The organism is Clostridium ljungdahlii DSM 13528, assembly GCF_000143685.1.
Lineage (GTDB): Bacteria > Bacillota > Clostridia > Clostridiales > Clostridiaceae > Clostridium_B > Clostridium_B ljungdahlii.
This window is the reverse complement of sequence record NC_014328.1, coordinates 4,108,220-4,124,163: the sequence shown is the minus strand read 5'-3', so window position 1 is coordinate 4,124,163 and position 15,944 is coordinate 4,108,220. Positions and strand designations below refer to the sequence as shown.

Here is a 15,944-nt window from a genome sequence, read left to right as displayed (position 1 = left end):
AAGGAATTGATGAAATTGAAAGAAGAGATACATGAAAATTACGAAAAGTATACAGGAAGAAAAAAAATTGTAATTTTATTTGTACTATTGCTAATCATAATATTTTCCTTATTTTCTATATGTGCTGGTTCATCAAATATTAAACCGTACCAAATTTTAATGACTATTTTTCAAAATGGGGATGGGTTATCCAACGTTGTAATTTGGAATATACGTCTCCCAAGAGTTTTAGCTGCTATTATAGCAGGTGCAGGTCTATCTGTTGCGGGATGTGTAATGCAAAGTAATTTAAGAAACCCTCTTGCATCACCGTCAACTTTAGGAATATCCAGTGCTGCAGCTTTTGGTGCAAATATTGCTATTATAGTATTTGGAGCAGGAAGCGTTAAAAGTACCGGTAGTGATGCAGTGCTTATAAATAATCCATACATAGTTACTATTTGTGCATTTTCCTTTTCCATGCTAGCTGCTGTTGTTATTTTAATGATTGCAAAACTCAGAGCTCTTTCCTCAGAAGCAGTACTCCTTGCCGGAGTAGCTATAGGGTCACTTTTTTCTGCTGGTATTACACTCATTCAGTATTTTGCCCAGGATGTTCAGGTAGCAGCTGTTGTATTTTGGACATTTGGTGATCTTGGACGTGCTTCTTGGAAAGAAGTAATTATAATGGCAATTCTTATCATAGCATCAATGATTTATTTTGTTATAAGGCAGTGGGATTATAATGCTATGGACAGTGGAGAAGAAGCAGCCAAGAGTCTTGGAGTGAGTGTAGAAAGAGTACGGTTTGGCGGAATGTTTGTTTCTTCTTTAATCACTGCAGCAGCAGTTTCTTTTCTAGGTATTATAGGATTTATAGGACTTATAGGACCTCAGATAATGAGAAGAATTATTGGAGGGGATCACCGTTTCTTGATTCCTGCATCTGCACTTATGGGATCACTTTTACTTCTTGTTTCTGACACCTTTGCAAGGACCATAATTTCACCTATAATACTTCCTGTTGGTGCTATTACATCTTTTATGGGAGCACCTATGTTTTTATATTTGCTTATGAGGGGGTATAAGAGAAAATGATTTTATCTGTAAAGGGGCTTACTTTTAAGTATCCAAGTAGATCTGTTCTTAAAGATATTAATTTTTCAGTAAAAAAAGGGGAATGTCTTGTGATCTTGGGGACAAATGGAGCAGGAAAATCCACCCTCCTTAAATGTATAAATCATATATTAAAGGCACAGTCCGGTACTGTATTAATCGAAGGTGATGAAATTTTTAAGCTTAGTCCCATGAAGCTTGCTCAAAGGATAGGCTATGTTTCCCAGCAGCAGATAAGTGTTAGGACTACTGTTTTTGATTCGGTGCTTTTAGGGAGAAAACCATATATAAAATGGAATATTTCAAAAGAGGATATTGAAATAGTGAATAAGGCTGTTAAAGCGCTTGGACTTGAAGATTATTCTTTAAGATATTTGGATGAATTAAGTGGCGGTGAATTACAAAAGGTTGTAATTGCAAGGGCACTTGCCCAGAAGCCAGAGGTGCTTCTTTTAGATGAACCTACAAGTAATTTGGATTTAAAAAATCAACTTGAAGTCATAAGAATTATTAGGGAAATAGTTAAGACTCAGCAAATTGCCGCCGTAATGATAGTACATGATCTAAATCTTGCTATAAGATTTGCAGATAAATTTGTTCTATTAAAAGATGGGAGTATTTTTGCTGCAGGTGGAAGGGAAGTAATGACGCCTGAAAACATTGAAAGCGTTTATTCTGTTTCAGTAGCTATTGAAAAATATAGAAATACTCCTGTAGTTGTACCACTATAAAGGGAGAGGTTATTATGTATAAAAAATTTTCATGCATGATGGTTGCCATGTTATTCTTAATTACATGTGTATTTAGTGGCTGTGGCAATAAGGGAATATCTAAATCATCTGAGAAACCAGAAAAAATAAATTTAACTGATATGGATGGAAGGAAAGTTACTATTCCTGCAAATATTAGGCGTGTAGTGGCTATTGGATCGGCAATGAGATTATATTGTTATGTTAATGGTATAAATGAACTTGTTGGTGTAGAAAAGGCACAGCAGACAAGTTCTGACGGACGACCTTACATGCTTGCAAATCCTGGACTTAAGAAATTACCTGTAATAGGACCTGGATTTCCGGCAGATCCTAATCCTGAATTAATCCTTAATGTAAAACCTGATGTAATTATTGCTGGAGATATTGTTGATAAATCAGGGGCTGAAGAACTGCAAAATAAGACAGGAATTCCTGTAGTAAATCTTACCTGTGGAAATAATGTAGTATTTGATCAAAAAATGTATACTGCATTGAAACTTATAGGTAAGGTTATAGGAAAAGAAAAAAGAGCTAATGATATAGTAGATTATATGGAAAATTGTAAGAATGATTTAAGCAAGCGAACCAAAGACATATCAAATGAGGAAAAACAGAGTGTGTATGTTGGTGCACTTTCCATGAAAGGAACTCATGGCATTGAAAGTACATCAGCCAATTATCCTCAACTTGAAATATTAAATGCTAAGAATGTGGCAGATGAAACTGGGAAAAGTGGATCAGTTATGATTGACAAAGAAAAACTTTTAACATGGAATCCTCAAAAAATAATTATTGACGAGGGTGGATATACTTTAGTACAGCAAGATTATGGGAAAAACTCCAACTTCTATAATTCCCTTTCTGCAGTAAAAAATGGAGAATTATATGGCCAATTACCCTATGTTGCCTATTATAACAATATAGATACTGCATTAGCAGATACATATTATCTTGGTAAAGTTCTCTATCCTGAAAAATTTAAGGATATTAATCCAGAGAAAAAGGCCGATGAAATTTATAAGTTCCTTCTTGGAAAAGAACTTTATTCTCAAATGGCAAAAGATTATGGAGGATTTAAAAAGATAACGCTTAAACAATTGAATAAGTTCATAAACAAAAAATAAGCTTAAATTAATTGATTTGTTAGAATTTTTTTGATATTGTTATATATAGGTAAACAAAACATATACTGCTTAAGATAATTTAGATAAGTAATATTAAATTAAATACTATGTAAAACATATTAAATAAAATTTAAATATGGAGGCAGAGTTTAATGGGAAAAGTAGTTTCTTTAAATATTAGTGAAAAAAGAGGAACTGAAAAAATTCAAGTTCCCTCAGTTAATGTTATTGAAAAATTTGGTATTGAAGGGGATGCACATGCAGGAAATTGGGATAGGCAGATAAGTATATTACCTATAGAGGCTTTAGAAAAGGTTCCTTCTGATAAAATTGAGGAAGTTAAAAAAGGTGGATTTACTGAAAATATTACTATATCAGGTATTCCTCTTAACAATCTTGGTGTTGATAGTTCAATTCGAATTGGAGAAGTTGTAATTAAAATACTTTATATAGGAAAAGATAAATACAAAGAATGTGGTAGGCCTTATATAGTTAGTAGAGAAGGTAGATTTGGCATAGTAGTTAAAGGTGGAAAAATAAATGTTGGTGATCCTGTAGAAGTTATTTAGTTTTAAAATGATAAAATGTTCTCAAAATGAAATATATATTTTATCAAAATGATATTGTTTAAAAAAGGACAATATCATTTTTTATATGCATTTTTATTTACAAAATTACTTTATTTGATAGTTGCCTGCTCTAATATTACAGTGCACTTTATTTATATATATATTAATTGAAGAATTGGTACAAAAATTGCTAATTTATTTAAATAATATATTAAATTAGGCATTTGAAAAGAAATGACAAGTCAAAGATGTGGAGATAGGTTCCGCTGATAGTTGTTCTATCAAAGGGTTCTGCCGATGCAATATGATGACTAGTTGTTTTTTGAAGATGCCTTAGAGAAGGGGATAAATTATGCATAGGAAAATTTCAAGCTTATTGCTTGTAAGCGTATTTATAATAACATTTCTATTTGCAGGATGTTCTTCTAAATCAGCTGAAACTTCAGGTTCAAAATCTGAAAAGATAACTGTAACAGATTTAGTTGGGAGAAAGGTTACATTAAATGCAAAGGCAAATAAAGTTGTAGCCATTGGACCAGGGGCATTGAGACTTTACTGTTATATAAATGGTTCAAAAAAATTAGTAGGCGTGGAACAGATGGAAAAAGGTAAGGCTGTAGGAAAACCATATATGATGGTAAATCCTGAAATTAAAAAACTTACAGCTATAGGTCAAGGTGGACCTAATAATTCACCAGATGCTGAAAAAATACTTTCTGTTAAGCCAGATGTAATTTTTTCTACTTATTCCTCAGATAAATCCTCTGCTGATGAGTTACAATCTAAAACTAATATACCTGTTGTAGTTGTAAGTTATGGAAAACAATCTACTTTTGACCCTGATGTGTATAATTCTTTACAAATTATTGGCAAAGTTACTAACAATGAAAATAGAGCACAGCAAGTAGTTGACTATATGAAAAATTGTAAAAATGACTTATATAAAAGGACTAGAGATGTTCCTGAAAATAAAATGCCAAGTACATATATCGGAGCTGTAAGCATGAAAGGTTCTCATGGTATTGAAAGTACTCAGGGAAATTACTCACTGCTTAAGGCTGTAAACGGAAAAAATGTAGTGGACGAAACAGGAAAAACAGGCACAGTCATGATAGATAAAGAAAAACTTCTTAAATGGAATCCAGAAAAAGTTTTTATAGATGAGGGAGGGCTTCAGGTAGTACAGGAAGATTATAAAAAGAATCCTGATTATTATAATAATCTTTCTGCAGTAAAAAATGGTGAAGTGTACTCACAGATGCCTTACAATTTTTATGATACAAATATTGAAACCGCCATGGCAGATGCCTATTATTTAGGCAAAGTTCTATACCCTGAAAAATTTAAGGATGTGGATCCAGTAAAGAAAGCCGATGAAATTTATAAGTTTATTCTTGGAAAAGAAGTTTATTCACAAATGGCAAACAACTTTGGTGGATTTAAAAAAATAACTTTAAAATAATAGGGTTTGTTGTAAGTTAAAAGTAAACTTTTGCACATATAAAATTTTGACTTAATATAAAAATATTGTGACGCAGTATTTTTAAACTGTAGTGGAAGTACAACTTTGTAGTGCACTGATAATCTAATAAATCTAAAAAATACAACTTCAGGTGTACTAAGTATGCTTGGAGTTTTTTAGTACAAACAGCGTGATATTAAGGGCTTTATTATGATCATATGTTTAAAAAGTCTTATAAGATATTAACGAATGAATTTAATAGTAATAGAAAATAATAAAAAAAGACAGATTACTTTTTAAGGAGTTGAAAAGAATGAAACTCGATTGGATTTGGCAGTCAATACTTATTTTTTTTGTAGGAACATTTATATTGAGAATAGGAGGAAGAAAATCTATATCACAAATGACAATATCTCAAACTATTGTAATGATAGGTTTAGGGTCGCTGCTAATTCAGCCTGTAACTGGAAATGGATTATTTATTACCTTTCTAGTGGCACTTGTGTTGGCGATATTAATGATAATTACAGAGTATATAGAGGTAAAAGTAGACTTTTTAGAAAGTTTATTTTCAGGTAAAGCTGTTATAGTTATTCAGAATGGGGTACCTAATATAAAAAATTTGAGGAAATTGAGGTTATCTATTGATAGGCTGGAAACCCGTTTGAGGCAAGTTGGAATATCCTCAATAGAGGATGTCAAATATGCAACCATTGAGGTAAGTGGTCAACTGGGATATGAGCTGAAGGATAACAAGAAGCCTTTAACAAAGGAAGATTTTATGACTTTAATGGTAGAAATATCACAAATGAAAAAAATGATAGGAAGCAATATAATATCTCAAAGTAACAATAATGAACAAAATAATATTTTTCAAGAGATTAGTAGTAGGAAGTTTGAAGGAAATAAAAAAGAACCATAAAATTATCTAATATATACTAATTTGGTAAATAACATTGTTAAAGGAGCTGTATTTATATGCATTTAATTAAGGAATTTTTAATAGTAGGCGGCAGAATAGTAACTATCCTACCTTTAGCACTAGGAATAACTATATATATGGGGAAACGCTCTGTTGGAGAACTTCCGATTTTTGACTTTATAGTAGTAATAACGTTAGAAGCTGTAGTAGGTGCTGATATAGCAGATCCAAAAATTGAACATATACATACTGCAGTAGCAATTATTCTAATTGGGCTCTTGCAGAAACTGATTTCAAAATTAAAGATAAAATATAGAAAGTTCGGGCACATAGTGACATTTGAGCCTACAATTGTTATTCAAGATGGAAAGTTTATAGTATCAAACCTTACAAAGATACATTATTCAATTGATAATGTTCTTCAAATGCTGAGGGAAAAGGAAGTATTTGATATTAAAGATGTATATTTAGCAATTGTGGAGCCAAACGGCAATGTTTCAGTACTTAAAAAACCATATAAAACCGAGGTAACTATTGAAGATATAAATTTAATTAAAAAAGATCCTTCTATATCATATCCAGTAATAGTTGATGGGATAGTATATAGTGAAACATTGAAAAAATTGAATCTTTCTGAGGACTGGTTAAAAAAACGGTTAGAAATTATCGGTATGAATAGTGTAGAAGAGATTTTCTTTGCTTCAGTAAATATGAAAAAAGAACTGCATGTTTCACCGAAAAATTATATGAATGATAAGAGTAAAATAATGCCTGTATATAATTAAATATTTATAAAATCAGTACTTTGGGATGTTAGTATTCAAAATTGTATAATATACCAAATAAGAAATTCTATTAAGTATATAGCCTCCAAAGATAAAATGGGATGTATGAAAGACTTAAGTTGGAATTGATATATAATTAGCATATGCTATAATTATACATAGGTACAAAAATAATTTTAAAAATATAATGGAGAAAGCTTGAGGTGGAAATATGTATACTTGTGCTATGTGCAGTGAACATTATTGTAAAAAAGGAGAACTTGACAAATTGCATCTTAATTGTCCATGCAATGAGAAAGAGGAACAGGAGCAAATAAAAAAGCTATATTCTGAAGATGAAAATTATAAATTGGCACATAATTCAGCATTAGTTGAAGCAGAAGGATATTGCAAAAAAACAAGACTCGAAGAGATAATGGATTTTGCAAATAAATGTAATTTTAAAAAATTAGGAGTGGCTTTTTGTGTAGGGTTAAGTAAAGAAGCAAAAATGTTATGTAAAATATTAAAACATAATGGATTTGAAGTTGATTCGGTTATTTGTAAAAATGGAAGTATACCTAAAGAATTTTTAAATATAAAAGATAGTCAGAAGGTAAGACCAGGTACTTATGAAGCAATGTGCAATCCTATAGGACAAGCTATTTTATTAAATAATGCTAAAACGGATTTGAATATTATTTTAGGCTTATGTGTAGGACATGATTCATTGTTTATAAAACATTCTAATGCACCCATAACCGTTTTTGCAGTTAAAGATAGAGTACTTGCACACAATCCTTTAGGGGCCTTATATCTTTCAGATGGATACTATAAAAATAAGTTGTATAAATAATTAATAAAAGTTAATGATATATAGCAAAATTTTAAATAGGGTTTATCTTCACAATGTATAATATAGTAGTTTATTGAGTTTGAGAATTAGATTAATATTTTGGGGGAATAGAAATGAATAAAAATGAGTTTTATGCTGATTTATTTCACAATTTTAGAAAACTTGTAGAGGACAATGGACTTTTAAATGATGAAGTAAAAATAACAGGAAGAGCATTAACTGTAGAAGAAGCCATAGGAAATACTGAGAGAAAAGATTTTCCTATTATAAAAGGAAAAGAAAAATTACTTCAAGCAGATTTTAAAGGTGCTAAAGGTCAGGCTTTTACAGATATGCCTAATAATTTTCACGGAAATTTAAAACAAATAATTGAAATGCCTCTACGGACAAATTTTGATACAGCTGTATATATTGCTACTTTAAATGCTGTATGTAGATATTTAGGAATGACATATAAGACAGTGCATTGTAAAGATGGGGAACCAGAAAAATGTGCTTTAGAGTTAGTGGAATATATAAAAAATAAATATGGGAATCCCAAAATTGCGTTGATAGGATTTCAACCAGCTATGTTAGAAAATTTAAACAAAAATTATAAAGTTAGGATTGTAGATTTGGATGCCAATAATATAGGAAAAGTTAAATATGGTGTAATGGTTGAGGATGGAAGTAAACCAATTGAAGATTTATTGAATTGGTGTGATATTGTAGTTGCTACAGGTAGTACTGTAGCTAACAAAACAATAACAAGTGTTTTAATAGATAAACCAACTATATTTTTTGGAACTACCCTTGCAGGCACGGCAGCTTTGATGAAACTTGAAAGATTTTGTGCTTGTTCAAAGTAATGAAGAACAATAATTAGTGAAATTTTATATTCATTTTTAGATTAAATATATATAAAGTGAGGGAAAAGGATGAATATTGCAGTGGCAGCGGAGGGTGAAAATTTAAATAGTATAGTATCTGACAAGTTTGAAAAATGTTTATATTTGTTGATTGTTAATATGAATGATTTAAGTATTAAGACTATAAAAAATGAGAAACCATGTAAAGGTTTATCTCAAAAAAACCTTGCTGATGAGATATTAAAGTATGATTGTGAGGCATTGATTACAGGTGATATACAATTGACGGCATTTGATATTCTGGCAGATGAGGGAGTAACAAGGTTTTTTGGTGCAGGTTATTCAGTTGAAAAAACTCTTGAGCTAATGGATAAAAGATCATTAAAATTAATTAGAAACTGTAATGGGACAGATAGCTGTAGTGGTAATCACCACTAGTCATATTCATATCAAGAACACCTTTCAAATGGGATATTTTTTACATGAGATGAAAATTTTATATTAAGTGAATAAAAGCACTCTTTCTTAACAATAATTTTGGATAATGAATTTACAATTATTTGTGCTGAGGAGTGTTTTTTTCAGCCATCGGGTAAATATTTGTTATTTTAGAAATAGCATTATGCCAATATTAAAGTCACTATCTAAAAATTTCATAAAATAGATGATATAATGATTGCCAAGGATGATACAATATATTTATTAGGAAGAAATATAAAATAATTTTAATATAATAAGGAGGATTAGATAGATGTTAGAATTAAAAAATTTATGTCTTGAAATAGAAAATGATAATGGAAAAATCAATATTTTAAAAGATATAAACTTAAAGTTTAAGAAGAATAAAATATATGTAATTACTGGTCCAAATGGTGGTGGTAAATCATCTTTAGCCAAAACAATAATGGGAATATATAAAGCTTCTTCTGGAGATATACTATTAGATGAAGAAAATATCTCAGATTTGGATATTACCGAAAGAGCTAAAAAGGGTATAGGATTTGCATTCCAACAGCCTGCAAGATTTAAAGGTATAAAAGTAAATGAGTTGCTAAACCTAGCTGCAGGGGATAATAAGGTAAATACATGTAAATTACTTCAGGACGTAGGACTTTGTGCTCAAGATTATATAAATAGGGATGTTGATTCAAGTCTTTCCGGTGGTGAACTTAAGAGAATAGAAATAGCAACTATACTTGCTAGAGACCTCGAAGTTGCATTGTTTGATGAGCCTGAAGCAGGAATAGATTTATGGAGTTTTAACAAGTTAGTTGAAACTTTTGAAGCTATGAATAAAAATAAAGAAACGACTATAATTATAATATCTCACCAAGAGAGAATTTTGAATTTAGCAGATGAGGTTATCATACTTGCAGATGGTCAAATTAAGGAAATAACTTCAAAAGAGAATATACTTGATAAAATAAAAAAGAATGATAATTGTAAATGCGGCGAGATTTGTCAAAAAGGAGGTACTTTTTAGATGCTGAATGAATTGGATAAAAGTATGTTAAGTCAAATGTCAGGACTTCATGAATTGCCAATTGGCGCTTATAATATAAGAAAGAACGGAGAAAAGGCTGCAAGAAATACTACAGCTCATATAGATATAGTTACAAAAAAGGATAAGCCTGGCATAGACATAATAGTAAAACCCGGCACTAAAGGCGAGAGTGTACATATACCTGTAATTTTAACACAAGAAGGGTTAAATGATGTTGTGTATAATACTTTTGAAATTGGTGAGGGGTCAGATGTACTTATAGTGGCAGGTTGTGGTATACATAATCCAGGTGATAAAAAATCTCAGCATGATGGAGTCCATGAATTCTTTGTCAGGAAAGGTGCTCGCATAAAATATGTAGAGAGACATTTTGGAGAAGGCAGTGGAAATGGTGAAAGAGTATTGAATCCTAAAACAATAATAGAAGTTGAAGAAGGAGGATATGCTGAATTAGAGCTAGTCCAAATAAAAGGAGTAAGCAGTACTAAAAGGGATACAGAAATAAAACTTCATAAAAATGCTAGAGCTGTAGTATCAGAGAGACTTCTTACATATAAAAATCAAGATGCAGAGTCGAAGATAAATGTGGAAATGGTAGGAAAAGATTCTTCTGCACGAATAATTTCTCGTTCTGTAGCACGAGATGAGTCAAAACAACTATTTCATTTAAATATGTCTGGATATGAGAGATGCAGAGGTCATATTCAATGTGATTCCATAATAATGGACAAAGCAACGGTACAATCTATACCTAAAATATCAGCATTTCATTCAGATTCACAACTTATACATGAAGCTGCTATAGGAAAAATTGCTAGTGATCAACTTATAAAACTTATGTCATTAGGACTTTCTGAAAAAGAAGCTGAAGATACTATATTAAAAGGATTTCTTAAATAGCCCAAAGATGTAAAAATAGCATGTTAAAAATATCCTTTTTTAAAGATATTTTTAACATGCTTCATAATTTTACTGATTATTATGTAGAATAATTAATCAATTTTGTTTAATACATCAGCTATAAATTTTTCTTTTCCAATCCTATCCATAACTCCTGAAATTCTTTCACCTTTATTGCCAGTTTGTCTATAATACTCCATAATGGTATCGACAATTGATACTATTTCTTCTTCTTTGAATATTTTTCCAAGTGAGTCTCCGATTCTCATTCCTCTTCCAAATCTTCCACCAACAAATATTTCTGCACCTTTTTCTTTAACAGTAACAGCATTACTGTTGCATACTCGTACACATTCACCACATTCTACACATAAATTTTTATTATGAACTATTTTTTTGTCTACTAACTGTAACGCTTTTTGTCGGCAATTTGTTACGCAAAGTCCGCAGCCAACACAATTATCTGAATCAAATTTAGGTACACATCTTCCCATAACTCCGATATCATTTATATTAGCTTTTCCACAGTTATTAGCACACCCAACTATTCCTATTTTACATTTATGTGGAGTATCAGTTCCAAAGTATTTGCGGTCTAATTCTCTGCAAATTGCTTGGGTGTCAATATTGCCATGGAGGCATACAGTTCCTTTACAGGAAACTAAAGGTCTTACTTTTTGGCCTGTACCGCCGTGGCGTAATCCTAAAGCTTTAGCTTCTTGAATTACTTTTTCTGCATCTTCATCCTTGATCCATGGAACTTCAATTTGAAGTCTTGTTGTAAGTCCCGAATACCCTCGTCCATATTTTTCCGCAATTTTATTAATGTTGTTTAATTCTTCTACTGTAAAATTGCCGGCTTTACTTAAAAACCTAACTGAATAATGTTCTTTGTCATTTTGTAACAAAAATCCTAATGCTTTCATTTCTTTTTGTCTTTTTGCACTAACCATAGTGATTATACATCTCCTTTAAAGTTATCATTCATTTTTAATAAGTTTGCTATAATAATAAGAAAATCCATATTCTAAACAAGAAATGCCTTATCTTTGTGTTTTATTTATCAATATTACTTGCTTTCATGATATCACTTGTGACTAAATAAGGAAATATATATTATGTTATAATAATGATAGGTAAAACCTATTAAGAATTTTTAATAGTATAAATGCAATAGGGCGGAATAATAAAAAGAGGTTACTAATATGACAATTCGACATTTAAAAATTTTTATTGCTGTAGTAGAAACAGGCAAAATGAGTACTGCTGCAGCTCGATGTTATATCTCGGAACCAACTGTCAGCCAGGCAATTAAAGAATTAGAGGGGCATTATGGTGTATTGTTATTTGAACGAATTGGTAAAAAATTATGTATTACAGAAGCAGGAAAGAACTTATTTGCCTATGCTAGAATGGTAGTAAATCAGTTTGATGAATTAGAGGATAATATGCTGAAGGGATTTTCAGAAAAACTTCGGATTGGTGGTACCATAACTGTGGGTTCCTGTATTATGCCTCAACTTATAAATCAATACTGCAAAATAAAGCCTCAGGTTGAGACCTTCGTTTATATTAATAATACTAAGTCTATAGAAGAAAAGTTGCTAAAATCTGAATTAGATATTGGTATTGTGGAAGGTAAAATTAAAAGCCGAGATTTAGTTGCTATTCCAATGATAAATGATTATCTTGTAATAATATGCAGTAAAAACCATAGATTTTCAGGATGCAGTAGTATTTCTGTTAAGGATTTGGAAGAAGAATATTTTGTAATGCGTGAAGAAGGAAGCGGTACGAGGGAACTTTTTGAGAATTATATTTCCAGGTGTGGAGCAAATATAAATATTAAGTGGGAAGTAACTTGTCCAGATATGATGAAGAAAGTAGTAATTATGAATAATTGTTTTGCAGCTATATCTGCAAGGTTAGTTGAAGAAGAAGCAAAAAAAGGTCTGCTGTATGTGATAAAAGACAGTGGGCAAGCTTTGAATAGATATTTTAGTTTGGTATATTATAAGAACAAATTTGTTAATGATAATATGAAGAGCTTGATGTATCTATTGGAGGAATATAAGGACAAAGATATCTTAAGTGGAATTTCTACTGGAACCTTAATGGACATATAATGTTTTTAAATTTAATCAGTGCTATTAATGTAAATATATTTTGAAGTAGGCGGATCTACTTTTTTAATACTTTGAATTTTTATTAGGGGAATTAAAGAAACTTGTTTTGAATTATTATCAATGTAATTTGTAGTATCAAGAATTCCTGTTACTTGTACCCATGTGTTTTTGTCTAAATTTTGTCCGTTGTAATTACATAAGAATCCAACAGTCTGTGTATCAGCTGCACAGCATACCATAAGCAATCTTGCAATAACAAATTGATTGGCTTTTATGTTATCGTTTTTGTAAACAAAACCGGTTAATGTTATTTTACAATTTCTAAATTTATTTGGATCATCGCTGATTCCATTAAGAAAAGCAAAAAAATTTTTTTCAGTCATAACAATTTCCGTATTTTTAGTCATACTAGAGTTTTTTCTTAGTGCTTTTGTGTTTGCTTGAGTAGAATTTTGCGTTACATTCATTCCCTTTGTATCTGCTATTTGTTGATTTAATCCACCTGGATTCACTAAAATACCAATGATTATTGGAATCCCAAATATTAAGTAGCCAAACTTTGGTTTGTCATTTGGAGTACTTATTATTTTAGGTATTTGAAAAATTCCCAAAACCAGCAAAGCTATAGAAGCAAACGTAACATACTTACTCATATTAGGAGTTATAAACATATTAATCTTTTTTGAAGAAACTAATTTATAGAAATAAAATGAAATTGCAAGAAGAAGTATACACCATGTAAATTCTCCTATGTTAAAATTAAATTTTTTACTATTCATGTTTAGATACCCCCAATAATTTTCAAACTAAGAGGAATTATATAATTTGCGGATGCAGCCATAATGAAACATATAGAAACTATAAGAAAAACAAGCTTTATTACAAATTTTTTATTAAATGTGCCCATAAGCATTAATGTGTTTTTTATATCAAGCATTGGGCCAAATATTAAGAATCCAACTACAGAACCAACAGTAAATTGTCCAAGAAAAGTTCTAGCAATGAAAGCATCTGTTTGAGAACAAATACATAATATATAAGCTAATACAAGCATAATTAATATAGAGTACATTTTACCCTGTCCAATAGAAAGTATATATTTTTTGGGTATATAGGTTTGAACAAAGGCTGATATAAGTGCACCTATAATAAATAACTTACCTGTATTATAGGTTTCAGAGCTAGTATGGTAAATTATATCACAGAAAAAATGAAGTTTATGGATAGTATTATTGTGACTATGACTATGATGTCCATTGCAATTGCAGATGCATTTATTTACTTGAATATCATATCTCAATACATTTCCTGGATGCATTAAATCTATGAAATATCCTATTAAAATAGCACTTATAAATCCAAATATAAATCTTGAAATTAGTATGTATAGTTTACCAGTAAATGCATAGTAAGTGGAAAACAAAACTATAGGATTGATTATGGGTACAGAAAGCATAAAAGTAATAGCTATGCCTGTAGGAACTCCTTTCTTTATAAGCCTTCTGGTAACAGGTATTATTGCACAATCACATACTGGAAAAACTAAGCCTATTGATGCTGCACAAAATAAACCTATAATTTTATTTTTAGGTATAATTTTTAATACAGTTTCTTCTGAAATAAAGATTTGGATAAATGATGAAATCAGTGATCCAATTATAATAAATGGCAGTCCTTCTAGTATCATGCTTATGAATACTGTGCAAAAATTATTTAATGTATTAGTATCAATCTTTATTATAAAAATATTTCTTAAGATATTCATTAAAAAAAGTAATAATACCATTGACATTATAATTATAGCCAGTTTTTTGTCGTTTGTATAAAACTTAGCGTTCTTTTCCATTTTAACTCCTTTACTGATTATTAAATAATATCTAATGTGGAAGCTGTTGACAATTTAGGTATATATGTATATTATATATGTAAATGCAAGCTATTTGCAACAACTTTATATGAGGAGTGAAAAAATGTATAAAAGAATAATCTCAATTTTAATGTTAATGTGTAGTCTTGTAACTTTTTCGGCATGTGGTAATGCTAGTGTGAACAGCAATAATAAGGTTGCTGATAAAAAAGAATCTCACGGAAAAATTCAAGTTGTAGTTTCTTTTAATGCTATGAGAGAATTTGCTGAAGCAGTAGGTAAGGATAAGGTAGAAGTTAAGACAGTAATTCCAAATGGGGTTGAGCCTCATGAATATGAGCCTAAAGCGAAGGATCTTGAAGATTTAAACAAAGCTAAAGTATTTGTTTATAATGGGCTTGGAATGGAGTCGTGGGTGGACAAGTCTCTAAAAGTTATAAATAACAAACAATTAGTTGTTGTTGAAGCATCAAAGGGTTTTGAGTCAATAAAGAATACTGATGAAGGTGAAATTAAGGAACATGGACAAAATGATCCTCACGCTTGGGTAAGTTTGAAGGGTGCGGAATTTGAAGCAAAAAACATAAAAGAAGCTTTAGTAAAGGCTGATCCATCTAATAAAGATTATTATGAGAAAAATTATAAAGATTTTTCAACTCAACTTAACAGTTTATATAATGATTATAAGAAAAAGTTTGATACAGTAACTAATAAAAATTTTGTTACAGGTCATGCAGCATTTGCTTATCTTTGTAGAGATTTTGGACTAAAACAAAATAGTGTAGAAGATGTATTTGCAGAAGGTGAGCCAACAACTAAAAAGATGGAAGAGTTAATTAATTACTGTAAGCAAAATAAAATAAAAACTATATTTGTAGAAGATATGGTAAGTCCTAAGGTTTCAGATACCCTTGCTAAAGAAGTTGGAGCGAAAGTACAAAAGATATATACAATTGAAAGCAAGGAAGATAATAAAGATTATATTCAAAGCATGAAGAGCAATTTAGAATTAATATATAATAGTTTAAAATAGGTTAAGGCATTTTCAAAGAAATTAAAAATAGGAGTTATGAACTAAGAAATTAGTGTCTAACTCTTATTTTTGTTCTATTATGCATTTAATATAAATATTATAATTTAGTATAAACGTAATAG

General features: G+C 30.3%; 17 protein-coding genes. 14 read left to right on the top strand and 3 right to left on the bottom strand.

Going from position 1 to position 15,944, the window contains the following annotated elements; translation table 11 throughout:
* The first annotated feature begins 9 nt into the window (after window positions 1–9).
* The 12 genes from CLJU_RS18735 (at window position 10) to CLJU_RS18680 (ending at window position 10,796) form a co-directional block, all read left to right on the top strand.
* Complete coding sequence (locus tag CLJU_RS18735) at window positions 10–1,077, top strand: FecCD family ABC transporter permease (RefSeq protein ID WP_013240408.1); 1,068 nt, start codon at window positions 10–12, stop codon at window positions 1,075–1,077.
* A complete protein-coding gene (locus tag CLJU_RS18730) occupies window positions 1,074–1,826 on the top strand; it encodes an ABC transporter ATP-binding protein (protein WP_013240407.1) in 753 nt (250 codons plus the stop codon). Before CLJU_RS18735 ends, CLJU_RS18730 begins: the two co-directional genes overlap by 4 nt.
* A 14-nt stretch (window positions 1,827–1,840) precedes the next feature.
* Window positions 1,841–2,971, top strand: a complete 1,131-nt coding sequence (locus tag CLJU_RS18725; protein ID WP_013240406.1) for an iron ABC transporter substrate-binding protein — start codon at window positions 1,841–1,843, stop codon at window positions 2,969–2,971.
* A 152-nt stretch (window positions 2,972–3,123) separates the two neighbouring features.
* Window positions 3,124–3,540 (top strand): MOSC domain-containing protein, encoded by a 417-nt coding sequence (locus CLJU_RS18720; protein WP_013240405.1) that lies wholly within the window; start codon window positions 3,124–3,126, stop codon window positions 3,538–3,540.
* Between the two features lie 352 nt (window positions 3,541–3,892).
* A complete protein-coding gene (locus tag CLJU_RS18715; RefSeq protein ID WP_013240404.1) occupies window positions 3,893–5,002 on the top strand; it encodes an iron ABC transporter substrate-binding protein in 1,110 nt (369 codons plus the stop codon).
* Between the two features lie 313 nt (window positions 5,003–5,315).
* On the top strand, window positions 5,316–5,924 hold the full coding sequence (locus CLJU_RS18710; protein WP_013240403.1) for a DUF421 domain-containing protein: 609 nt from the start codon (window positions 5,316–5,318) through the stop codon (window positions 5,922–5,924).
* A gap of 56 nt (window positions 5,925–5,980) precedes the next feature.
* A complete protein-coding gene (locus CLJU_RS18705; protein WP_013240402.1) occupies window positions 5,981–6,709 on the top strand; it encodes a DUF421 domain-containing protein in 729 nt (242 codons plus the stop codon).
* 211 nt (window positions 6,710–6,920) lie between these two features.
* Window positions 6,921–7,544: a DUF1847 domain-containing protein gene (locus CLJU_RS18700; protein ID WP_013240401.1), complete on the top strand. Its 624-nt coding sequence runs from the start codon at window positions 6,921–6,923 to the stop codon at window positions 7,542–7,544.
* Window positions 7,545–7,657: 113 nt separating this feature from the next.
* Window positions 7,658–8,392 carry a Rossmann-like domain-containing protein gene (locus CLJU_RS18695; RefSeq protein ID WP_013240400.1) on the top strand — a complete coding sequence of 245 codons (735 nt, stop codon included), beginning with the start codon at window positions 7,658–7,660 and terminating at the stop codon, window positions 8,390–8,392.
* Between the two features lie 69 nt (window positions 8,393–8,461).
* Window positions 8,462–8,830, top strand: a complete 369-nt coding sequence (locus CLJU_RS18690; RefSeq protein WP_013240399.1) for a NifB/NifX family molybdenum-iron cluster-binding protein — start codon at window positions 8,462–8,464, stop codon at window positions 8,828–8,830.
* Between the two features lie 313 nt (window positions 8,831–9,143).
* A complete protein-coding gene (locus CLJU_RS18685; protein WP_013240398.1) occupies window positions 9,144–9,875 on the top strand; it encodes an ABC transporter ATP-binding protein in 732 nt (243 codons plus the stop codon).
* Window positions 9,876–10,796 (top strand): SufB/SufD family protein, encoded by a 921-nt coding sequence (locus tag CLJU_RS18680; protein ID WP_013240397.1) that lies wholly within the window; start codon window positions 9,876–9,878, stop codon window positions 10,794–10,796.
* Window positions 10,797–10,888: 92 nt separating this feature from the next.
* On the opposite strand, the gene CLJU_RS18675 is transcribed toward CLJU_RS18680, so the two are convergent.
* Window positions 10,889–11,749 carry a 4Fe-4S binding protein gene (locus tag CLJU_RS18675; protein ID WP_013240396.1) on the bottom strand — a complete coding sequence of 287 codons (861 nt, stop codon included), beginning with the start codon at window positions 11,747–11,749 and terminating at the stop codon, window positions 10,889–10,891.
* A gap of 252 nt (window positions 11,750–12,001) precedes the next feature.
* On the opposite strand from CLJU_RS18675, the gene CLJU_RS18670 reads away from it, so the two are divergent.
* On the top strand, window positions 12,002–12,922 hold the full coding sequence (locus CLJU_RS18670) for a LysR family transcriptional regulator (RefSeq protein ID WP_013240395.1): 921 nt from the start codon (window positions 12,002–12,004) through the stop codon (window positions 12,920–12,922).
* A gap of 11 nt (window positions 12,923–12,933) precedes the next feature.
* Here the strand turns inward: CLJU_RS18670 and CLJU_RS18665 are convergent, their stop codons facing one another.
* Complete coding sequence (locus CLJU_RS18665; RefSeq protein ID WP_013240394.1) at window positions 12,934–13,701, bottom strand: TIGR03943 family putative permease subunit; 768 nt, start codon at window positions 13,699–13,701, stop codon at window positions 12,934–12,936.
* A gap of 2 nt (window positions 13,702–13,703) precedes the next feature.
* Window positions 13,704–14,768, bottom strand: coding sequence for a permease (locus tag CLJU_RS18660; protein WP_013240393.1), 1,065 nt, complete (start codon window positions 14,766–14,768; stop codon window positions 13,704–13,706).
* Between the two features lie 124 nt (window positions 14,769–14,892).
* Between CLJU_RS18660 and CLJU_RS18655 the strand changes: the two genes are divergently transcribed.
* Entirely contained in the window at window positions 14,893–15,822 is a 930-nt protein-coding gene (locus tag CLJU_RS18655; protein ID WP_013240392.1) for a metal ABC transporter substrate-binding protein, read from the top strand.
* The last annotated feature ends 122 nt before the right edge of the window (window positions 15,823–15,944 follow it).